Here is a 20,517-nt window from a genome sequence, read left to right on the forward strand (position 1 = left end):
GCCGATCAACTTCATATCGATTGCCATCAGTCGTCAGCTACTATCAGGTTGAACCTTGCAGCCTCATAGCCTCAGCAATTTCATGCACAGGTATAGGCGACAACTTGTCCTCCGCCTTCGCATGAGACCAACGATGACAAGTTGGGCATAGCACGGCCAAATCGTCCATTCGGGTCTCTCGTGGACCAATTGAAAGGGGGCTACGATGATGGGCATCGAACATCATGCTAAGCGAATCTGAGTAGCCGCACGCCTCGCATATGATAACGCCACCATTTCTCGCGCGGTTTGATGCCTTGGCCGCGCGAGCTAGGGCGGCGTCACGTTCCATCTCCCTCTGAAGTTTCCACACTCTCTTGCCTTCGCTGGAGGTGCTGGCCAAGCGCGGATACATCGAGCCAAACATCTGCACGCGACCCGGATCTCGAAAACCAGATGGGAGCTGTATCTCCCATCGCCTCTCAATTTCCCGGTCCTTTAGGGTCTCCCATAGCCTGCGGATCTGGGCGTCATCGCGCTTAACTCGGTCGAAGGCATTGGTAAGAATCCGATGATCTGGCTGACCGAGATCTTGGATAAGACGAGGCTCGCCCACAACGGAGTATACTTCGGAGATGATAACCGCCACCGGCCATTGGGCAAGACGGGCCTTCAACTCGTCATCGCGTACAAATGCGGTGGTCTCGCCGTAGACCCCAGTTGATCTGACGAGTTCCAATACGCGGCCTCGCAGGTCGTCAGGGACTTGATCGCCCCCTCCAATCGTAAGAAAATACGGCTTATCGACCGACCGTTCCGCTGTAGTTCGGGCGAGAGAGAAGTGGGCCCTGTCTTTAAGTGCTGCGTTGCCATGGGACCCAAAGCACATAACCGGCTCACTTGAGCGGCCCCATACAGCCTTTACGCCCATCAATACATCGGGCGTCGGAGCCACCTCTATGAACTTCACCACTCCTGACTTCCCCTCCCAATCAGTTCCACTCATTGTGACGATGGCATAACATGATTGGCGTTAGCCGAGATGTACTTTCACCTCAAAGCAGGGCAACCAGTTTTCCCCTCCAAGCTACGCTACACTCTCCATGAAATTGAAGTCTCTCTCAACGGCATTTACGACCTCTCTGATCGTCATTTGTTGGCACGTCTTGGTGTCGATATCGCAAACTTTGGACGCCTAGACTACCTTTACCGCAAAGCTGAATATCCAACTTGTCAGCAGGTCGGCGAGGCCGCTCACTTCCTAGGGTCAATGGAGCCGAATGATCCGTCCGGCATTCTTGTCCCAAATGCCCGCTACGCTTGCAGCAACCTTGTCATATTTTGTCAGCACACAGTGCCCGACCAGATCGAGGCAGTCAAAGACCACGGATTGGTGGATTGGGCGGAGCTGAAATAGATTAGGTCGGGCAGCATACAGTCCTACCCAGAATCCGGCCCCTCGCCGACACTATGCCGTGTTGGCGAAGGAGGCCAATACGACAGTCGTACTGTCCTATCGCCGACCTCCACGATGTTGGATGCCGGATAATATGTTGATAGCTGCAGACGATCCGCGCGTAGCCGCCCCCCATTGCGCCTGACGGCCGGGGAGGACCCTTCGATCAGTTTCATTCGGGAAGACGACCGGCCTTGCGAAGCTTGTGTCTCAGCACGGTAAGGGCGGCGTTCGCTGCCGCTTCCATGTCATGGTAACGTTGCTTGGCCCATGTTGGGTCGGTGTCACCGGCCAGTTGGTATAGCCCACTCCACTTCCCATCACCTTGACGGAAGATCTGGACACGGTCGTTGTACGAGGTCGTGAAGCGTCGCCCCTTCGATGTTTCCCACCAGACCGGGCGTTCCAGCTCCAAGGCGAGTTGCCCAGCCCGTGCCCGAGCCAGCAGTGTCTTGAGCCGGTCCTTGGCCTTGCTGATGGCCAGCTCCACCTCACCCAGAAAGTTGGAATGCTCGATGTGCTCTACGATGTAGTCATGATCGCGCGCATCCTTCTCGGCTTCGCGAACGCGACGAGCAACAATCTTGCGCAGCCGCTCCAGCTTCGTGATCACCAACAACGACATATCATCGTGGCTCTTCGTTCCAACATCGATCTTACCGAGTTGGGTCCGAGCTTTGACCAGAGCCTTCTCACGGCGTGCCACACGTTCAGCCGCGCGCTTGCGGTCATCGTCGCGCGCCCTAGCAGCGGCGAGATTGTTTTCCATGTGGCCGGCGCAAATACAGCCGGCCTCAAGCTCAAGACCAATTGGATGCCGCATGACATGAACAAAGCGGATGTGGATCGCCTCGCACATCTCGCAGATCTTGTGACGATCTTTGCCCGAACCAAGGTCGCGGACATATGTGCAAGACCAGCCACCCTTTGGCACGTCCGGGTCTGACCACTTACCGCAGCCACGGGCTACGAGTTCCTGTTCGCCTTCGACCATATGCTTGCCCCCATCCGTTTATATCAGGCGGGGCGCTCGGCATCTATCCAACAACTACCACCTGATCCTGTCCCATTCCATTCGCGGTCCCGTCGGGGTTTTTCTTTGTCCGCCGTGTCCGAGGTCCGACTGTCAGCGAACTGACAGGTTCCCTCAGCCAATGTCCCGCCAGATCCCGATCGCCAAGGTCTGGTGCCGGGACCCCTCTCGTCGTCGCAATCAAGGGCTCTCGATTTCGGTCCCCAAGGGGATGGCGATTCGACAAAGCTTTGACATGATTGCGGCTAGTTTAGAACTATTCAAAACTGGAATGCGCGGATGCACCCCACCTACACAAGTGCCCAGAAGACTATTCACTGGGCCGTGTTTCTCCTTGTGATCGGGCTTTACGGCCTGACCTACGTGGTCGATCTCTTTCCGCGCGGCGATCCCGGCCGCGCTCTCGTCTGGTGGTTTCACATATCGTTTGGGATGCTGCTTTTCGCGCTGGTTGTCGTGCGCGTCGGCCTGCGCCTTGCTTTGGGAACACCTGGCCTTCCCGCTGAAATGTCACAGCTTGAACGATGGGTGGCCAAGATCGCGCATCTTCTGCTCTACGCGCTGCTTGTGGCCATTCCGGTTCTCGGCATCCTGCTGACCTGGTACCGGGGTGACGCCTTGAGTTTCTTCGGGCTCTTCACCATTCCGGCTCCAGTTTCCCCGGACCGCGCCACGGCTGGTTTCATCAAACAGCTTCACAGCCTCTGCGCCAATGCGATCCTTATCCTTGCCGGACTGCACGCGGCGGCCGCGCTCTGGCATCACTTCATCCGCAGGGACGACGTCCTCAAGCGAATGCTGCCGGGGACGAGTGGCTCCTGATCGCGGTTCAGACCAAAGCGGATGAAACGGACCCTGAAATACGTTGCGACCTTGGGTCTGTACGGGCTCGTCCTGGCCTGGCCGCTTGCCGCGCGGGCGGACGGGGATGATGATGGCGACCATGATCGGGCACGGGATCTCTACGAGCGCGGCGAGATAAAGGGCCTGTCCAACATACTGGGCGTGGTTCGCGCCGAAGCCCCCGGCGATATCGTGGCCGTCGATTTCATCAAGATAGGCGACAGGTGGGTCTATCGGTTCCAGGTGGTTGCCGCGGACGGGCGCCGCAGGATCGTCGATGTGGATGCCGGCGACGGCGTGCTGATGCGCAACAGGGGCGGCGACTGATGAAGATACTGCTCGCCGAGGATGAGCCCCGCATTGCCGGCGACATCGCTACGGTGCTCAAGGCCGCGGGAATGGCGGTGGACAGCGTCCGCGACGGCGAAGCCGCCTGGTTCGCGGGCGATGTGGAGAACTACGACGCCGCGATTCTCGATCTCGGCCTGCCGAAGCTCGATGGCCTCACGGTGCTGAAGCGCTGGCGGGCCAATGCGCGCCGCTTTCCCGTCCTCATCCTGACGGCGAGGGGCCTGTGGACAGAGCGGGTCGAGGGCATCAACGCCGGCGCCGACGACTACCTGCCCAAGCCGTTTGAAATGGAGGAGCTTTTGGCGCGGCTGCGCGCCATCCTGCGCCGGTCGGCGGGCCAGGCGGCACCCGTGCTGAAATCCGGCCCCTTGCTGCTGGACACCCGCCAGATGCGTATTTCGCTGCGCGGCGTTCCCGTCTCCCTGTCGCCGCTGGAATACCGGCTGATGGCGTTCCTCATGCATCACGCCGGGCGCGTCGTGGCGCCGACGGAACTCGCGGAGCATCTGTATGATTCGGGCAATGACCGCGATCCCAACGCTATCGAGGTGATCGTCGCGCGCCTGCGCCGCAAGCTCGGCAACGATGTCATCGAGACGCGGCGCGGGTTCGGATATTTCGTGCCCGACGAGCCCTCCTGATGGGCAACTCGATCCGCTTCAGGCTCTGGTCGGCGGCAACCATCTCGATCCTGGTCGCTCTTGCCATTGCCGGGGTCGGGCTGCGCTATCTGTTCGAACTGAATGTCGAGCGGCGTATCGTCAGCGAACTGACCGTCGATCTCAACGAGTTGATCGGCGCAACCGGCTTCGCGGCGGACGGCCGGCTGTCGGTCGCGCCGGGCCTGACCGATCCACGCTTCGCCAATCCGCTGTCCGGCCACTACTGGCAGGTGGAAGACCTGTCCAGCCACACCCTGGTGCGCTCACGATCGCTGTGGGACGCAACGCTTGCCTTGCCGGCGCTGGATGGCAGCGGCGAACTGCGAAAGATCGAGGAACTCAAGGGGCCGGGCGGCGTGCTCACCGTCGCCGTCGAACGCACCATAACCGATGCCGACGGCCGGTCCTTTCGAGCCATCGCAGCGGAAGACCATCGCAGCGTCACGGTGTCGGTAAGCGAATATGTCAGGGATCTCGTCCCCGCGCTGATCCTGCTCGCCGCCGCTCTCATGGCGGCTTTCTTCATCCAGATCACCGTCGGCCTCGCGCCATTGGAGACTCTGAGGATCGCCGTTCGAAACGTCATCGCGCAGCGAACCGCGCGGCTTGAGGTGGGGGCGCCAAGCGAGGTGCGGCCGCTCGCCGACGAAATCAACCGCCTCCTCGATGCGCAGGAGAAGGCCCTCCTACGGGCTCGGTCGCGCGCCACCGACCTCGCGCACGGCCTCAAGACGCCGCTTCAGGTGCTGTCAGCCGACATCCGCGCCCTGCGCAAGAAGGGCGAGACCGAGCTCGCCGACGAGATCGAAAAGAGCGCCGGCGCGATCCGCCGCCATGTCGAGCGGGAACTGGCGCGCGCCCGTCTGGCGCCCGGCGTTTCCAGCAAGGCGTCGTGCCGGGTCCGGGAAGCCGCGGCCGGCGTCATCGGCGTCGTCAAACGCACGCCGGCCGGCAAGCAACTCGCATTCGTGAACGACGTCGCGCAGGATTTCCTGGCGCCAGTCGATGAAGGCGACCTCTCGGAGATCCTTGGCAATCTGGTGGAGAACGCGGCGCGCTTCGCCAAATCCTCGGTTCAGGTCAAGGCGTGGGCAAGCGACGGTGAGGTGTCGATCGCCGTTGCCGATGACGGCCCGGGGATTCCCGACGCACACCGGGGATCCGCCTTGTCTCGCGGTGTGCAGCTCGACAGCAAGGGCGGCAGCAGCGGGCTGGGCCTGGCCATTGTTTCAGATATCGTGGAAGCTTATGGCGGCCGCCTGACGATGACCAATGCCGAACCCGGCCTGGTCGTGACCATCGCGTTGCCCCGGCACGGCTGACTCAAGCAAAGCCTGGAAAATAGTCGACCTTTATCTTCGAGCGGCGAATGCCCATGGCCAGCAGCTTGCCGCGTACCGCCGTGACCATGGCCTGCGGGCCGGAAATATAGAATATGCGCTCCAGGTAATCGGGGATGGCCAGACGCACCAGGCGCGCGTCGATATAGCCGGGATACTGGCCGCGCTCTGCCCCACGCGCCACCGCAAACACCGTCTTTATGCCCAATTCCCGTCTCGCCGCGCCGAGCACGTCGCGATAGGCGATGTCCTGCTGGGTCTCGGCCCCGTAGAGGACGACGATCGGCCGCTTTTCATGACTGTCGACGAGATATTGCAGCATCGAGCGGAATGGCGTGATGCCGATGCCGCCGGCCAGGAAGGCGATCTTGGTTTCGGGGTCGGTGGGCAATGTGAAGTCGCCGGCGAGTTGGGAGGCGTGGATCGTGCTCCCCGGCTTCATCGTGCCCAACGCCTGCTTGAAAGCGCTCGATTGCGGATAGAACTTGACGCCAAGACGCACGGAATTCTCGGTGGGCGCCGATGCCACCGTGAAATAGCGGCGGTTGCCGCGATTGTCGGAACGGTCGAGACCAAGCGTCCACTCCAGATACTGGCCGGCCTGGAAGGCGAGCTTTCGCGGTGACCTGAAGATGAAATCGTAGCTGTCGACGGCCGATTGTTCGATGCGTTCGAGCGTCAGCACGAAGCGTCCTTTCGGGCTCACGGCGTAGGCGAAGAGATTGCCGGCCAGAAGCGCCAGTTCCGGAGTGAAATAGAGCGAGCCGACATGGATGTTGGGGGCGAACAGGAAGCCGACGATGGCGGCGAAGGCTATGCGCGGCCAGCGCGTCGTCGGAGCCGTCAGCGGCTCGGTGAGCATCACGAAGGCGAAGAACAACAGCGGCGACGACCCCAGCGTCTCCCTCAGCGCGGCGACGTATTGCGATGGCTCGGTGGTCGCCAGGATCGTCGCCAGCGCGACGGCGACGAATGTGGCGACCAGATCGAGCCGGCGCAACTTGCGCACGATGAGGACGCCGCCGGCAAGCACGACGGGGAGCAATGGCAAATTGCCGCCGACCCACCAGGTGGCCGGCTGGTCGAGAAGCAGCGCGGTCAGCGCCACGCCGAGCGCGGCGGGGTTGAACAGATGCTTCCTGCCGATGGCGAGAATGAACTTGGACGAAATCGCCCAGACGCAGGCGAACACCACCGCACCGATCCCCTTGAGGTCGGTGGCGGCGACCGGATCGCGGATGAGCGCCAGGATGAAGGCCGTAATGTAGACGGACTCGTTGTTGGCCGGGACCTTGAAGACGGCCGCGAAAATCCTGTTGGTGATCCAGCAGGCGACCAGCATCAATCCCGTGGTGAAGGCGAGCGCGACCGGGTCATGCGGCGCAAGCCTGAAGAAGCCGAGCACAAGGGCCGTGCCCAGCAACGCCATCAGATAGTAGAGGACCAGACGGTACATGGTCTGGTGGTCGAGGAACCTGTCGATGGCCTTGATCATGGTTGGCAGAATGCTCCGAAGCCGCTCGTCGGCGTGGCGCGGTGGTTGCTGTCGACAACGTAGCCCTCCAGGCCCGGCGTCTGTTCGAGAAAGAGAATCCCGTCCCGTCCCATCGCGAAGGCGGCGGTGGCGAAACGGTCGGCTTCGAACACATCAGAGCCGATGACGGTCAGGCTGACGATTTCTGTGATCGGGCCGCCAACCCCGAGCGGATTGTAGATGTGCTGCCCGCGCGCATAGGTACCGGAGGTGGCGACGCCATGTCCGCGCGGATAGACGATCTTGATGACCTCGTCGGCCTTGAAGGGATTGCGGATACCGACGCTCCAGTCGAAGCCCGAGGCATTCCTGCCGCGGGACTGGATGTCGCCGCCAGCTTCGATGAAGAAATCGCCGATGCCGGCCCGCTGAACGATCCCGGCCGCGTTGCGTATGGCCCATCCCTTGACGATGCCCGACGGGTCCAGCGAACCGTCGGGTTTGCGGATGTCGAAATATCCGTCCGTCTCGTTTTTCGTCCGTGCGGCGAGGGCCACAACTTCCATCATCTCGCCGCTCCAGTCGCTGACGGGAAGATCACCCCGGTTGATGGCCGAAATCTCGCTGTCGCTCCGGTAGGTGCTGAAGCGTTGGTCGATCTGCTCGAAATAATCAAAGACAGTATCGACAAGCACGCCGCTCGATGCACCGCCGATGTCGACGGTAACGGGCATGCCCATCAGAATCCGTGTATCGCGCATGGATCAGGACGACGCCTTCTTCAATGCGCCGCCAAGTGACTGGATAAAGGCCTTGCTGGTCAGCGTGGCGCCCGAAATGATGTCGACATTGGCGCTCTGCGCGCTGATCGCCTCGTCACGCAGCATCGGCAGCGCCTGCCGGTTGATGCTGATCGAGGTTCGGCGGTCATTCGGATATTTCAGCACTTTCAGGGATGTGAGACGGCCGCCCTGAATGGAAGCCTGGATCTGGATGAGACCGTAATAGGCGTCGGCGACAGGGCCAGTGTAGGTGCCGTCGGTCAAGCCGTGGGCTGCCGGCTTGGTGGCTGCACTCACCGTCGGCTTCATCGCGGCTTTGATGACGCGGGCCGGTGCCTGCTGATAGTCCGGCCTCGGCTGGGGAATGGGGATGTAAACGGCCGGGGTGGCGGCGAAGGCCGCCGCATAGGCGGTAGGCTTGGCTGAAGCCTGTTCCGGCGTTGAAGCGGCTGTCTGAGAAATCCCGGGCTGGCTGACCGCGGGCGGCTTCGCGGCGGCTGGCGGCTCTTGCGCGGGAACCGCGATCGCCGCCGTGGTTTCGCTGCCGACCTCGGCAGGAGTGGTCGGCTGCGACTCGAGCCGCACATTTTGTTGGGGGATTCCAGGCGATGGCGCGGCCGGCGCCGGAGCGGGATTCGCAGGAGCCGGGCTGGCCAGCACAGGAGGCGTCAACACGCTCTCCTCGGCGGCACTGGCGGGGCCCGCGTTGTCGATCACGTCGCCGGTGGGGGCCTTGCCGGACTGATCCCAGACATAGGCGCCCGAAGACGCGATCACGAAAAGCGACAAGGCAATCTGTTTCATGGGCTGCGTTCCAAGCTGGATCCTGCGCCGGCGAGTCGGTTTCGCGGCAATTCGGAAACAATGTGCCACGACATAGCTGACAACTGGCTGTCAGCGCTCGCGGCCGCCGAAAGCACCAATCCTTGCGATCCTCACATTGCCCGCCGGAACGAGCAGGCGGCGGCTATCAGCCAACCTCGTCTCCCGGCTAGGCTCTGAACAAACCCCTTCAAACCGCACCATCATGGGGCTAGGCTCAAAACCATGTCTCAAGCCACCAACCCGATCTTCGGCGCCCGTCGCGACCAGGCCTTCCCCACGCTGGCCGAGGCCGATATCGATCACATGCGCCGTTTCGGCGAGGCCACCGCCTATGCCGCAGGCGAGCGCATCATAAAGGCCGGCGACGTCGCGCCAGGCCTGATCGTCGTCCTGTCGGGCACGGTGGACATCACCCAGGATGGCGGGCTTGGCCGGCGCGAAACGATCGTCACCCATGGTCCGGGCAGTTTTGTCGGCGAGTTGGCGCAGTTGTCGGCCCGACCCTCGCTGGTGAACGCGGAGGCCTCTGGGCCGGTAGAAGCGTTTGTCATCCCCTCGCACAGGCTGCGCGACCTGATGGTGCAGGAAGCCAATCTGGGCGAACGCATCATGCGGGCGCTGATCCTGCGCCGCGTCGGGCTGCTGGAAAGCGCCACGAGCGGGCCAATCATCATCGGGCCCGTCGACAATGGCGACGTGTTGCGGCTGCAGGGCTTCCTGGCCCGCAGCGGCCAGCCCTACCGCGTGCTAGATTCCACGGTCGACCCTTGCGCCAGGACCCTGGTGGAGCGCTTCGAGGTGGATCCTCATCACCTGCCGATCGTGCTGTGTCCGAACGGCAAGCTGTTGCTGAACCCCGGCGAGAAGGACCTTGCCCGCTGCATCGGCCTGCTGAGGCCGATCGATGCCGACAGGCTGTATGACGTCGCCATCGTCGGCGCCGGCCCCGCGGGGCTGGCCGCCGCCGTTTATGCTGCCTCCGAGGGGCTGTCCACCATCGTGCTCGATTGCCGAGCCTTCGGCGGCCAGGCGGGCGCCTCCTCGCGCATTGAGAACTATCTCGGCTTCCCCACCGGCATCTCGGGCATGGCGCTGATGGCGCGCGCCTACAACCAGGCGCAGAAATTCGGCGTCGAAATGGTGATACCGGACGAGGCGAAGCTGCTGGGCTCCGCGAACGATGGCGATTGCTACAGGCTTGAAGTCGGCGACGGCGAGACGCTGCGGACGCGCACGGTGGTGATCGCCAGCGGGGCGCGCTATCGCCGCCTCGACATCGCCAATCTGGCGCAGTTCGAGGGAACGTCGGTGCATTATTGGGCATCGCCGATCGAAGCGCGGCTTTGCGGCGGCCAGGAAGTGGCACTGGTGGGCGCCGGCAACTCGGCGGGGCAGGCCGCCGTCTACCTGGCGAGCCATGTGCGAAAGGTCTTGATGCTGGTGCGCGGCGGCAGCCTGGATGCCAGCATGTCGCGTTATCTGGTCGAGCGCATCAGGGCACAGCCGAACATCGAGGTGCTGACCCAAACCGAGGTCGACGCGCTGGAAGGCGACGAGGGAAATCTTGCCACCGTGCGCTGGCGCAATCGCGTGAGCGGCGCGCAAGCGACGCGGCCGATCCGGCATCTCTTCCTGTTTATCGGCGCCGACCCCAATACCGACTGGCTGGCGAACTGCAACGTGATGCTGGACGCCAAGGGTTTCGTGCGCACCGGATCGGAGCTAGGATCGGCGCATGGCGTGATGGAGACAAGCCGCAGGGGCGTGTTTGCCATCGGCGACGTGCGCTCCGGTTCGGTCAAACGCGTCGCGGCGGCTGTCGGCGAGGGCGCCCAGGTGGTTGCGGCGCTGCATGCCTATCTTGCGAAGGACGGCAGCCACGCCGTCTCGCCTGAACGGATCGGGAGAATGTGATGGCGGATGAATGCAAACACGCGGCCGGTATCAAGGACGTGACGCCGAGCGCGCTTGGCTGCGAGGAATGCCTGAAGAGCGGATCTTGGTGGGTGCATCTGCGGCTGTGCCGGACCTGCGGCCATGTGGGCTGCTGCGACGACTCGCCCAACCGCCACGCCACCAAGCATTTTCACGCCACCAGCCACCCGATCATCGAGGGCTACGATCCTCCGGAAGGCTGGGGCTGGTGCTATGTCGACGAGGTTTTCCTGGACCTTGGCGACCGAACCACGCCACAGAACGGTCCGATCCCCCGCTTTTACTGAGCCGGGGCCCGAGTCGCTATCTCAAGGACCCCGTGACCGTCCGGTCGACGTCGGGAACGGATTTGCGGTCGTTTCCGGCAAGTGCCGCTATGATCAGCAGGCTGGCGACAACCGGCACAAACAGGATGGCAACGCGGGCTTGGACGTAAAAAATGGCGCGCCATTCGCCGCGCTTTTCAGGGCTGTCGCTCATTGGTACTCACTTTGCTGGTGCCCCTCGGAGGGAGACATAGCGGGGAACCGTTAAACAACTCCTTCCGACTTCGTTAACCGGAAGGGCCTGTCGCGAACTTTCGGTCGCGACTGGCGGGCATCACGCAGCTTCGGACTTCTGTCCCGGCGCCTTGTTGCTGTTGGCCCCGATAAGCCTGCCCAGACCGCCCGAAACCAGGAAATTGATGTCGAGCAGCACCTGCGGAATGTTGAAGCCGCCGGGGCAGGCAAGATAGTGGGGCGTCCAGACGGGCGAGAACTTCTGCTTGAAGGCGCGCAGGCCGCCAAAATTGTAGAACTCATCGCCGTAGCGGAAAGCTAGCCGGGCAAGACGGCTCCAGCGCGATGCAAGCGAATGGTCGGGAATTCCCGACAACGGCGCCGCGCCCAGATTGAACCAGGTGTAGCCCTGTTCCTTGCCATAAAGGAACAGCCGGACGAACAAGGCGTCCATCAGCACCTTCGAGACGCCCGACTTGTAGCGCATGAGATCGACCGAAAGCTCGACGCCGCCGCCGCGCCAGATGTTGGCGAACGCGACGATGCGCCCATGCTGCTTCATGACCGCGCAATCGAACCGGGCGAGATAGACCGGGTCGAAATGACCCAGCGAGAAGCTCTTTTCGGAGCCGTTCTTCTCCTTGAGCCAGGTATCGGAAACCTCGCGCAGTTCCGCCATGATGGACGGTACCTGCTCCGCCGGAATGATCTCGAAGGCGATTTCCTCGCGGGTCGCCCGCCTGTCGGCGTATCGGAACTCCTGGTTCTTCTGGCCCTCGAGATTGAAGGTCTGGAGATTGACCCTGGCCACCTCGCCAAGCTTGAGCAGGGAATAGCCCATGTCCAGGTAAAGCGGCAGGTTCTCCGGCTGAACGCCATAGAAGACGGCGCGTTTGGCCTGCTTGTCGGCCACTTCGCGGAAACGCCAGACAAGCTCATTGGCTTCCGCCGGATTGCCGATCGGGTCGCCCATGCTCACAAGGGAATTGCCGGCCCGGCCATACATGATGAAGGTCTTTTCGCTTGGCGACAGGAGAAACTCCTTGTCGCCGAGCAGGGCGATGTTGGCCTGCGTATCCGGGGATTGCGCCACGATGTCGGCGATATCGGCGTGAACCTCGGTCTTGGCCCGCACCTTGCCGCCGTCGGGCTGATGGATCAGGCGGTACATGGCAAGGGCGAAAACGCCGATGGCCAGCCCGATCGTCGCGCGCAGGAAGCGCGTCGCGTCGCCGCTCCACTCGAACTGCCAGAACAGCTGGTTGGAATATTCCACGTCGCGATAGGAGAAATAGCCGAGCCATGTGCTGGCGGCCACGACCAGGCCGATCAGGCCGAGCCAGCGCCACGAGACCCTGGAGACATCCAGCGGCGCCCGGCGATAGAATGCGTCCCGGCACAGAAGCAGGAACAGTGCGGTGGCGCCGAGCACCATCGCTTCCTCCCAATCGATCCCCTTGGCCAGCGAGGCGAGCGCCCCCAGAACCAGCAGGACCATGGAGATTGCCCAGGCATGGAACAGGCGCCGGCGCAGCCCATAGGCCACGATCAGCAGCGCCAGCCCGAGCAGGCTGCCGAGGAAATGCGACGATTCGACCAGCGACAGCGGCAGCACGTCCTCCAGCGCGTCGAGGCGGGCGGGAATGCCCGGCGTGGCACCGGAGAACAGGAGCACGATGCCCGACATGAAGACGACCGCTGACGTTATCAGCGGCATCATGGTCTTTAGGCTGCGCAGAGGCGCCGACAGCCTGGCCGGCAGGCGGGAGACGAAATAGCGCGATTCGAACGCGGCGAGCAGGACAGCCGCAACGACGAACGGCAGCACGTAATAGATCAGCCTGTAGACGACCAGCGCGGCAAGGACATCCGCCCTGCCCGCCAGTCCGAGACCGGCGATGACGGTTGCTTCGAACACGCCGACGCCGCCGGGAACATGGCTGATCGCGCCCACCACCAGCGCGGTCGCATACACGGTCAGGAACAGCGCCGGACCGACCGCGACATCGGCGGGAAGCAGCACGTAGAGCGTCGCGGCGGAGGCGACGATGTCGAACGTGCCCACCAGCAGCTGCAGCAGGATCATGTTTCGCTGGGGCAGCGGTATCGTCCAGCCAAACAGGCTGATCGTGCTGGCATGGTCGCGCGCGCGCACGATGGCGAAGATGAGGCCGAGCAGGATCGCGACCCCCAGCAGGCGATCGGCCGCCGGATGGATCAGGTCCATCAGCGGAATGCCGGCGGGATCGAAGATCAGTGCCATGGAGACCACCACGGCGAAGGCGAGCCAGATGGCCAGCCATGTGAGCAGCACGATCTGGCCGATCTCGCCTGCATCGAGGCCACTGCGCGAATAGGTGCGGAACCGGATGGCGCCTCCCGTCAGCAGATGGAAGCCAAGCAGGTTGGAAAAGGCATAGCCGGCCATTCCGGACAGGGCGGCGGTCTGCCATGTCACGCGGCCGGGGGCAACCGAGCGGCTGGCGATGACGTCGTAAAGGCCCAGCGCCACGAAACTGGCAGATGTCGCGAGGATAGCGGCAAGGATGGCATGGGGGCTGAGCGTGAACGCCTGTCGCCGGATCTCGGACGGGTCCATCCCCGAAATCATCTGGTGAAGCGTCACAAGTGCCACTGCCGCTATGGCAATGGCCAGCACCTTGCCGGCATGGGAGCGCAGCCTTTTGGGCTCCGCCATCGCCACATCGTCTGTATTCGACATTCCTACCTTCGTCTCTCTTGCTATATCCCGCGGCGCGGCCGGATTTTCCACGCCGGCCTGGAAACGCCTTCAGCATCCGAGACGAAGATGGTGATCCCCGCGTGGATGATGAACTGCGAATCTTGGCCTGTTATACTTGAAGGGTGGCATAATTCCCTTCAGAATTTGGCGTCAATTGGGCGCCGCAAAATTCTTGACCTCAAATCAAGGAGCAGGTTGCGCCGCCAGCCGCTTGTGCAATCCGTCAATGATTTTCTGCGTCAAACCATTGTAATCGCCATCGAAATGATGTCCGCCGGTGGTCTTGATCGTCTGGATCGGGGTGCCCACGAGTTGCGGACACGCGGTATCGTCCTCGTCCTCGCCATAAAAGCACTGGATCATCGCCGGATTGATCTTGCGAAGCTCGGGCAGGGTCGGGACTTCGTCGCCGCTGCTGGATCCAAGCCAGCCCTCGACGGAAATCTCGTAGGACGCACCCGTGGAAAAGCCGAGCAGTGAAATCTGCGCGATGTCGGCCGCCGTGGCCTTGTCCAGGACGTTGTAGACCGAAGGCAGCACGTCGGCGCCGAAGGAATAGCCGACCAGCAGGACATGCTTGACGTGCCAGCGGTCCTTGTAGGTAGCGATCAGGTTTTCCAGGTCGGTGGCGATGGCCTGCGGCGTCTTGGCAGACCAGAAATAGCGAAGCGAATCGATTCCGACCGTCGGGATACCCTTGCTTTGCAGGACGGTTGCGATCGATTTGTCGATGTCGCGCCAGCCGCCGTCGCCCGAATAGACGATGGCCATCGTGTCCTCGGTCGGCGTTGCCGGCAGCTCGGCGAGCGGCAGGTCGGAAATGGACCCAGCTGCCGGCGCGAGCAAGACATCCACGGCCGATTCGAGCGCGTCCCCCGCGGCGCTGGTGCTCTGCGTGAGGTTGATCGCGTGGCCCTGCTTGATCAGGCTGTCTATATGGCCGCGCTGGTCGGCGGAGCCGGCGGGGGTGAACACGACATTCAGTTTTTCCGGAAGCTGCCCCGGCAGCAGGTCGTAGACGATGCCGTTGGCGGTATCATGCCGGGGCGCGCCGCTGCACAGCGTGCGCTTCGACGGAAATGTCTCGGTCGGGTCCACGGCGACGCTGCCGCCGATGGTCGCCGGAGGCGTCTGCGCGGCGATGCCCATCACCAGGCCGCCGGCCGTGCCGGATCCGGCCAGGATCGGCGGCTTGTAGACGGAAGCCTTTCCGGCGCGCATCACCTCATGGCTCAGCGTCTCGATGTCCGACACCAGATAGACGCAATCGCCATCGGTCTTGTTGATCGCGGCGAGGTAGCTGGGCATGTCGACGCCGACAACGGCGGCGCCCTTCTCCACCAGGCGCTTCGAAAGATCCTCGTCCGCCGCCGACCAGCCGTCGAGAGCGGAGAAGACGAACACGGTGACGGATGGCGGTTGCGCCGGCAGGACGATGTGTCCGCCCGGGATCATGCCGGTGTCGAATCCCGCTGCCAGGCCAGGCGTTGCCCAGGAAGCAACAGCCACGCACAGCAATGTAGCCAGAGACTTCAGACGGTTTGAAGGCGATAGGGGCAAAATTGTCTTCTCGGATTTCTGTTCAGAGTCTTTGTAAGCCGGCCGCGCGGCAAATAAAAGCCGCGGGCGGGATCACGCCTTCTGGGTCCTGACCGGACACCAAGGCAACAAGATGTTCAACCCGTCGCGCTGGGCGCGGCTTTTTGGCTGTCCATGGCGAGGCTTATGTTGGCGCCGACGCCACGTTTCGTCGCGACGATTGGCCTCAGCCCAGCCCGATGCGCCTGGCGCCTTGCCGGAAGAGCGCGGCCGCATCCGGCTCGAAACGGAAGGTATCGATGAAATCATCCGCGCAATAGTGCGGCAGCGCCCTGCGGATGGTGGCGGCAAAGCCCCGCGCCTCGTCGAGCCGGCCCGCCAGCGCCAGGCAATGCGCGGCAATCGACAGGATGATGGCATGGGCGTTCGGCCGGGCGGCGGCCTTCAGAGCCCATTCGGCCGCCTCGTCGAACTGGCCGAGGCGGACATGCGCCATGGCGCGAGCACCGAGCATACCGAAGAGCAGCGGATCGAACGGGCTGAGGTGGCGGGAATGGTCGGACGAGCCAATCGCGGCGGCCGGATCGCCTGACTGCGAGTGCACGAAGGACAGCGCGTAATGGCCGAGCGCGAAGTTCGGGCTCAGGTCCACGGCTCTCTCCAGTTCGATCAAGGATCCGTCCTGCTCGCCACGCAGCCACATGGCGCGGCCCATGGCCCAGTGCGCGGCCGGATTGTGGTCGTCGACCAGCAGGCTGCGGCCGGCGCTTTCGAAGGCGAGCGCGCTTTCCCGGTCGCGGTCGCCCCAGCGCTGGAAAGCGCTTTGCCAATGGGTGAAGGACAGGCCGGCATAGGCGCGCGCGAATGTCGGGTCGCGCTGCACGGCCACTTCGAAGAAATGCCGCGCCAACTCGTTTTCGGACCGGGTGAAGCGGTACATGTGCCATAGGCCGCGATGATAGGCCTCCCAGGCGTTCAGCGAGTTTGGCGCTTTCAGCATGGCGCGGTTGCGCTCCACCGTCTCGACCTCGATGGAGATCGAGGAGACGATGCTGTTGCCGATGTCATCGAGCACGGCGAAGACATCGTCCGGCCTGCGTTCGAATGTCTCGGACCAGACGATCCTGGCCGTGCGCACCTCGACGAGTTCGACGCTGACAATGATGCGGCCCGCCAGGCCGCGTACCCAGCCGGTGGTGACATAGTCGACGTTCAGCCGGCGGCCGGCTTCTTCCGGCGCGATGTTCTTCTCGCCAAGCGCGAAGACCGAGCCGCGCGCGATCACGAAGAAATCCCGCAGCTTGGCCAGTCGGGTGATGATGTCGTGGGTGAGGCCATCAGCCAGGCCGCCGCGAACGCCGCCCGCGCCGGCCTCGTCGACAAACGGCATCACGGCAAGGCTGGCGTGATGGTTCTCGACGGGGGAAGCGTCGGCCACGATTGCCGCCGCCACGGGTTCCGCCGGCAAGAAGCGTGGCAATGTACGCAATGCCGGACCGGGTTGTTGTCTCCGGATCGCCTGCCAGGCAGCATGAACCGGTTTGAAATCCAGCTCCTCCGACTGAAACAGCGCAGCGGTAGCCTGCATATGCGCCTCGGCCGCGCAAATCTGGCCGCGCCCGGCCAGATTTGCCAGCAGCGCCGCATGCGCGCGCACATCGAAGGGCGCCAGTTCCACCCATCCGTCGAGATGCGCCGACACCTCCTCCGAGCCCGCCGGGAGGCCCATTATGAGATGTTCGAGGATAGCGGCATGGCATGACTGGAAGCGGCGGCGCTGCGCGATCAGCCAGCCGTTGAAAGATGGGTTGCGATCAAGCTCCAACCCATCGAGAAAATCACCCGCGAACAGCTTGGACAGAGCCTGAAGCCTCGCCATGCCAAGCGCAGCGATGCCCTCCGTGGCGGCCTTTGCAATGGCCGTCGCGTCGACGAAATCGTCCTCGAGCCGCAGCGCAACCGTATCGCCTTGCGTCTCGACCCGGCGGCGACCCGGCTCGTCGAGAACGCCGCGCAGCTTGCTGAGGCACCAGCGCAATTCACCCCTAGGATCGTTCGGCACATCCCACAAAAGTTCGCACAGGCGGCTGCGCCCAACCGGATGCGGCGCCAGCACCAGATAGGCAAGGAGCGCACGCAGCTTGCGCGATCGTGGCAGTTCGACGTCAACGCCATCGCGGACAACCGTCAGCGGCCCAAAAAGCCGCACGGCAAGGCCAGCCTTGCGGCCGTCAGGGCTCGATCGGGCGGATTCCACGTGCGTTTCCACGCCTGTTCCCACGCTGACCAGTCGGTCTCTCCTTTATCACCAAAACGACAGGGCGGCATCAACCAATGCAGCCCGCGCCGCATTGCCGGCGCGTCAATGAGTTGTAGCGCGGCAAGGTCTCGAAACCTCGCCGCCCAAACCGCCGGTTTGTAACCGGCCTGTGAGGACAGGTGAGCCGACATGTTGCATCAGCAGAAAATCAGGACCACGGCCGGGCGCGGGCGCTTGTTCGACAGCATTCTCGATACGGTCGGCGACACGCCGGTGATCCGCATCAACAATCTCGGGCCGGCCCACGCGACCATCTATGTGAAGGCCGAGTTCTTCAATCCGGCGGCTTCGGTGAAGGACCGGCTGGCCCTCAACATCATCGAGGAGGGCGAGCGCGGCGGCGCGCTGAAGCCGGGGCAGACCATCGTCGAGGCGACAAGCGGCAACACCGGCATCGGGCTGGCCATGGTCTGCGCGCAGAAGGGTTATCCGCTGGTGGTGACGATGGCCGACAGCTTTTCCGTCGAGCGCCGCAAGCTGATGCGCATGCTGGGCGCCAAGGTGGTGCTGACGCCGCGCGCCCAGAAAGGGTTCGGCATGTACAAGAAGGCGGTGGAACTGGCCGAGGCGAATGGCTGGTTCCTTGCCCGCCAGTTCGAAACCAAAGCCAATGCCGCCATCCATGAGGCGACGACGGCGCGCGAGATCGTCAACGACTTCGCCGGATCGCGGCTCGACTGTTTCGTCACCGGCTACGGCACCGGTGGCACGGTCGTCGGCATTGCGCGGGTGCTGCGCCGCGAACGGCCGGAAACCCGCATCGTGCTTTCCGAACCGGCGAACGCCCAGCTCGTCGGCAGCGGCAAGGTGCAGGAGCGCGGTGCCGACGGCGCGCCGTCGGCCAGCCATCCCGCCTTCGAGCCGCATCCGATCCAGGGGTGGACGCCGGATTTCATCCCTAACGTGCTGCAGGAGGCGATCGACGCAAGCCTCTATGACGAGGTGATGCCGATTGCCGGACCCGAAGGCATCAAATGGGCCAAGGCGCTGGCGCGGGAGGAAGGGATATTCACCGGCATCTCCGGCGGATCGACCTTTGCCGTGGCGCTTCAGGTCGCCGAGAAAGCGCCTGCCGGATCGGTGATCCTGTGCATGCTGCCCGACACGGGCGAACGCTACATGACCACGCCGCTGTTCGACGGCATCGAGGCCGAGATGGATGCCGACGAGATCGCCCTGTCGCGCTCGACGCCTGGCTGTCAGTTCCCGGCGGCTTGACGGGAGCCATGGCATGGATGCCGCGCACGACACATTCGGCATGGTGGCCGAGGAAACGCTCGACCCTTCGGACTGGGCCGATGTGCGGACACTGTCGCATCGGATCGTCGACGACGCCGTCGCCTACCTGCGCGATGTCAGGGATCGCCCGGTGTGGCAGGCGATGCCCGGTGACGTGAAAGCGTTCTTCACCGCTCCCCTGCCGCGATCGCCATCGCCGCTGACCGACGTCTATGGCGAGGTCTTGGAAAAGGTGATGCCCTATCCGATGGGCAACATCCATCCGCGCTTCTGGTCCTGGTACATGGGATCCAGCAACCTTGCCGGAGCGCTCGGCGATTTCCTCGCGGCGGTCCAGGGCTCCAATCTCGGCGGCGGCGACCACGCCGCCGCGCTGATGGACGGCCAGGTGGTGAGCTGGTGCAAGCAGATGCTGGGCTTTCCGGCTTCGGCCAGCGGAACGCTGGTCAGCGGCGGCTCCATGGCCAACATCATCGGGCTGACCGTGGCGCGCAACACCAAGGCAGGCATCAACGTGCGCGAGCACGGTGTTGCCGCCATCGAGAAGCCGCTGCGATTCTACGGTTCGGACCAAATCCACTCCTGCCACCGCAAGGCCATGGAAGCGCTTGGCCTTGGCAACCAGGCGCTGCGCCGTATTCCGACCGACGCCCGCCTGCGCATCGATATTGGTGCCTTGCGGGCGGCGATCGCCGAGGACCGCAAGGCGGGTTTCAGGCCGGCCTGTGTCATTGGCAACGCCGGCACGGTGAACACCGGAGCGATCGACAGTCTGCAGGTGCTTGCCAAGCTGGCGCACGAGGAAGACCTCTGGTTCCATGTCGACGGCTGCATCGGGGCGCTGATCGCGGTCGCGCCACGGAATGCCCATCAGGTCGCCGGGATCAAATGGGCGGACTCGGTTGCCCTTGATCCGCACAAATGGCTGCACGCGCCATTCGAGGTTGGCTGCGCCCTGGTCAGGGACGCCTCGGCGCATCGCAACACCTTCGCCGTCACGCCGGAATATCTGGAATCGACGCCGCGCGGCCTGGCCTCCGGCCAGTGGCTGCACGATTACGGGCTGCAGACCACGCGCGGTTTTCGGGCGCTCAAGGTGTGGATGGCGCTGAAGGAACATGGGATCGAGAAGTTCGGCCGGTTGATCGACCAGAACATCGCGCAGGCGGGTTATCTCGCCGACCTGATCGCGGCCGAGCCGCTGCTGGAACTGGTTGTGCCCCCGACCATCAACATCGTCTGCTTCCGCTGCCGGCCCGGCGGCATGACTGGCGACATGACTGGCGACGCGCTGAAGGCACTCAACACCGAGATCATGCTGCGACTGCAGGAACAGGGCATCGCGGCACTTTCGGACACGACGGTGCGTGGCCAACACTGCCTGCGCGTGGCGATCAACAACCACCGCACCCGGCGCGAGGACCTGGACCTGCTGGTGCGGGAGGTGGTGCGGCTGGCAGCGGAGATCGGGAAGGCCGGTGCATCTTCCTAGTTTC

Annotated in this window: 18 protein-coding genes; 9 read left to right on the plus strand and 9 right to left on the minus strand. The window is 63.5% G+C overall.

The genetic code is table 11. From position 1 onward, the window contains the following. Positions 1 to 43 precede the first annotated feature (43 nt). On the minus strand, positions 44 to 985 hold the full coding sequence (locus ACO07C_RS17080) for an HNH endonuclease signature motif containing protein (RefSeq protein WP_421915326.1): 942 nt from the start codon (positions 983 to 985) through the stop codon (positions 44 to 46). 21 nt (positions 986 to 1,006) lie between these two features. On the opposite strand from ACO07C_RS17080, the gene ACO07C_RS17085 reads away from it, so the two are divergent. Next, complete coding sequence (locus tag ACO07C_RS17085) at positions 1,007 to 1,396, plus strand: RES family NAD+ phosphorylase (RefSeq protein ID WP_421915327.1); 390 nt, start codon at positions 1,007 to 1,009, stop codon at positions 1,394 to 1,396. Between the two features lie 211 nt (positions 1,397 to 1,607). Here the strand turns inward: ACO07C_RS17085 and ACO07C_RS17090 are convergent, their stop codons facing one another. Further along, a complete protein-coding gene (locus tag ACO07C_RS17090) occupies positions 1,608 to 2,429 on the minus strand; it encodes a hypothetical protein (RefSeq protein WP_421915328.1) in 822 nt (273 codons plus the stop codon). Positions 2,430 to 2,747: 318 nt separating this feature from the next. On the opposite strand from ACO07C_RS17090, the gene ACO07C_RS17095 reads away from it, so the two are divergent. The 4 genes from ACO07C_RS17095 to ACO07C_RS17110 are packed head-to-tail and all read left to right on the plus strand — an operon-like array spanning position 2,748 to position 5,646. Then, positions 2,748 to 3,290, plus strand: coding sequence for a cytochrome b (locus ACO07C_RS17095; RefSeq protein WP_421915329.1), 543 nt, complete (start codon positions 2,748 to 2,750; stop codon positions 3,288 to 3,290). 21 nt (positions 3,291 to 3,311) lie between these two features. Beyond that, positions 3,312 to 3,638, plus strand: a complete 327-nt coding sequence (locus ACO07C_RS17100; protein ID WP_421915330.1) for a PepSY domain-containing protein — start codon at positions 3,312 to 3,314, stop codon at positions 3,636 to 3,638. Then, complete coding sequence (locus ACO07C_RS17105) at positions 3,638 to 4,303, plus strand: response regulator transcription factor (protein WP_421915331.1); 666 nt, start codon at positions 3,638 to 3,640, stop codon at positions 4,301 to 4,303. Before ACO07C_RS17100 ends, ACO07C_RS17105 begins: the two co-directional genes overlap by 1 nt. Beyond that, a complete protein-coding gene (locus ACO07C_RS17110) occupies positions 4,303 to 5,646 on the plus strand; it encodes a sensor histidine kinase (protein ID WP_421915332.1) in 1,344 nt (447 codons plus the stop codon). Before ACO07C_RS17105 ends, ACO07C_RS17110 begins: the two co-directional genes overlap by 1 nt. A 1-nt stretch (position 5,647) precedes the next feature. Here ACO07C_RS17110 and ACO07C_RS17115 read toward each other — a convergent pair whose 3' ends face one another. The 3 genes from ACO07C_RS17115 to ACO07C_RS17125 are packed head-to-tail and all read right to left on the minus strand — an operon-like array spanning position 5,648 to position 8,724. Continuing rightward, positions 5,648 to 7,159: an RnfABCDGE type electron transport complex subunit D gene (locus ACO07C_RS17115; protein ID WP_421915333.1), complete on the minus strand. Its 1,512-nt coding sequence runs from the start codon at positions 7,157 to 7,159 to the stop codon at positions 5,648 to 5,650. Next, a complete protein-coding gene (locus ACO07C_RS17120) occupies positions 7,156 to 7,899 on the minus strand; it encodes an FAD:protein FMN transferase (RefSeq protein ID WP_421915334.1) in 744 nt (247 codons plus the stop codon). The genes ACO07C_RS17115 and ACO07C_RS17120 overlap by 4 nt, the downstream gene beginning before the upstream one ends. Before the next feature lie 3 nt (positions 7,900 to 7,902). Then, the gene (locus ACO07C_RS17125) at positions 7,903 to 8,724 is read right to left on the minus strand and encodes an FMN-binding protein (protein WP_421915335.1); all 822 of its coding nucleotides are present in this window, start codon (positions 8,722 to 8,724) and stop codon (positions 7,903 to 7,905) included. A gap of 243 nt (positions 8,725 to 8,967) precedes the next feature. Here ACO07C_RS17125 and ACO07C_RS17130 point away from each other — a divergent pair, with 243 nt between their 5' ends. Beyond that, a complete protein-coding gene (locus tag ACO07C_RS17130) occupies positions 8,968 to 10,659 on the plus strand; it encodes an FAD-dependent oxidoreductase (RefSeq protein WP_421915336.1) in 1,692 nt (563 codons plus the stop codon). Beyond that, the gene (locus ACO07C_RS17135) at positions 10,659 to 10,967 is read left to right on the plus strand and encodes a UBP-type zinc finger domain-containing protein (protein ID WP_023777710.1); all 309 of its coding nucleotides are present in this window, start codon (positions 10,659 to 10,661) and stop codon (positions 10,965 to 10,967) included. The genes ACO07C_RS17130 and ACO07C_RS17135 overlap by 1 nt, the downstream gene beginning before the upstream one ends. Positions 10,968 to 10,983: 16 nt before the next feature. Here ACO07C_RS17135 and ACO07C_RS17140 read toward each other — a convergent pair whose 3' ends face one another. The 4 genes from ACO07C_RS17140 to ACO07C_RS17155 all read right to left on the minus strand — a co-directional run bounded on the left by ACO07C_RS17140 (position 10,984) and on the right by ACO07C_RS17155 (position 17,719). Continuing rightward, on the minus strand, positions 10,984 to 11,160 hold the full coding sequence (locus ACO07C_RS17140; RefSeq protein WP_421915337.1) for a hypothetical protein: 177 nt from the start codon (positions 11,158 to 11,160) through the stop codon (positions 10,984 to 10,986). 120 nt (positions 11,161 to 11,280) lie between these two features. Continuing rightward, the gene (gene mprF, locus ACO07C_RS17145) at positions 11,281 to 13,902 is read right to left on the minus strand and encodes a bifunctional lysylphosphatidylglycerol flippase/synthetase MprF (RefSeq protein WP_421915338.1); all 2,622 of its coding nucleotides are present in this window, start codon (positions 13,900 to 13,902) and stop codon (positions 11,281 to 11,283) included. 204 nt (positions 13,903 to 14,106) lie between these two features. Beyond that, positions 14,107 to 15,432: a virulence factor family protein gene (locus ACO07C_RS17150; RefSeq protein WP_421915339.1), complete on the minus strand. Its 1,326-nt coding sequence runs from the start codon at positions 15,430 to 15,432 to the stop codon at positions 14,107 to 14,109. 256 nt (positions 15,433 to 15,688) lie between these two features. Further along, entirely contained in the window at positions 15,689 to 17,719 is a 2,031-nt protein-coding gene (locus tag ACO07C_RS17155) for a transcriptional regulator (protein WP_421915340.1), read from the minus strand. 192 nt (positions 17,720 to 17,911) lie between these two features. Between ACO07C_RS17155 and ACO07C_RS17160 the strand changes: the two genes are divergently transcribed. Together ACO07C_RS17160 and ACO07C_RS17165 are read left to right on the plus strand one after the other, a co-directional pair. Further along, positions 17,912 to 19,000 carry a PLP-dependent cysteine synthase family protein gene (locus ACO07C_RS17160; protein ID WP_421915341.1) on the plus strand — a complete coding sequence of 363 codons (1,089 nt, stop codon included), beginning with the start codon at positions 17,912 to 17,914 and terminating at the stop codon, positions 18,998 to 19,000. A gap of 13 nt (positions 19,001 to 19,013) precedes the next feature. Beyond that, positions 19,014 to 20,513, plus strand: a complete 1,500-nt coding sequence (locus ACO07C_RS17165; protein ID WP_421915343.1) for a pyridoxal phosphate-dependent decarboxylase family protein — start codon at positions 19,014 to 19,016, stop codon at positions 20,511 to 20,513. The last annotated feature ends 4 nt before the right edge of the window (positions 20,514 to 20,517 follow it).

The organism is Mesorhizobium sp., from assembly GCF_965229135.1.
In the GTDB taxonomy this organism is placed as follows: domain Bacteria; phylum Pseudomonadota; class Alphaproteobacteria; order Rhizobiales; family Rhizobiaceae; genus Mesorhizobium.

Coding starts and splice junctions, on each gene's coding strand:
- ACO07C_RS17080 (WP_421915326.1), bottom strand. CDS start 985: ATGAGTGGAACTGATTGGGAGGGGAAGTCAGGAGTGGTGAAGTTCATA.
- ACO07C_RS17090 (WP_421915328.1), bottom strand. CDS start 2,429: ATGGTCGAAGGCGAACAGGAACTCGTAGCCCGTGGCTGCGGTAAGTGG.
- ACO07C_RS17095 (WP_421915329.1), top strand. CDS start 2,748: ATGCACCCCACCTACACAAGTGCCCAGAAGACTATTCACTGGGCCGTG.
- ACO07C_RS17100 (WP_421915330.1), top strand. CDS start 3,312: ATGAAACGGACCCTGAAATACGTTGCGACCTTGGGTCTGTACGGGCTC.
- ACO07C_RS17105 (WP_421915331.1), top strand. CDS start 3,638: ATGAAGATACTGCTCGCCGAGGATGAGCCCCGCATTGCCGGCGACATC.
- ACO07C_RS17110 (WP_421915332.1), top strand. CDS start 4,303: ATGGGCAACTCGATCCGCTTCAGGCTCTGGTCGGCGGCAACCATCTCG.
- ACO07C_RS17115 (WP_421915333.1), bottom strand. CDS start 7,159: ATGATCAAGGCCATCGACAGGTTCCTCGACCACCAGACCATGTACCGT.
- ACO07C_RS17120 (WP_421915334.1), bottom strand. CDS start 7,899: ATGCGCGATACACGGATTCTGATGGGCATGCCCGTTACCGTCGACATC.
- ACO07C_RS17125 (WP_421915335.1), bottom strand. CDS start 8,724: ATGAAACAGATTGCCTTGTCGCTTTTCGTGATCGCGTCTTCGGGCGCC.
- ACO07C_RS17130 (WP_421915336.1), top strand. CDS start 8,968: ATGTCTCAAGCCACCAACCCGATCTTCGGCGCCCGTCGCGACCAGGCC.
- ACO07C_RS17135 (WP_023777710.1), top strand. CDS start 10,659: ATGGCGGATGAATGCAAACACGCGGCCGGTATCAAGGACGTGACGCCG.
- ACO07C_RS17140 (WP_421915337.1), bottom strand. CDS start 11,160: ATGAGCGACAGCCCTGAAAAGCGCGGCGAATGGCGCGCCATTTTTTAC.
- mprF (WP_421915338.1), bottom strand. CDS start 13,902: ATGTCGAATACAGACGATGTGGCGATGGCGGAGCCCAAAAGGCTGCGC.
- ACO07C_RS17160 (WP_421915341.1), top strand. CDS start 17,912: ATGTTGCATCAGCAGAAAATCAGGACCACGGCCGGGCGCGGGCGCTTG.
- ACO07C_RS17165 (WP_421915343.1), top strand. CDS start 19,014: ATGGATGCCGCGCACGACACATTCGGCATGGTGGCCGAGGAAACGCTC.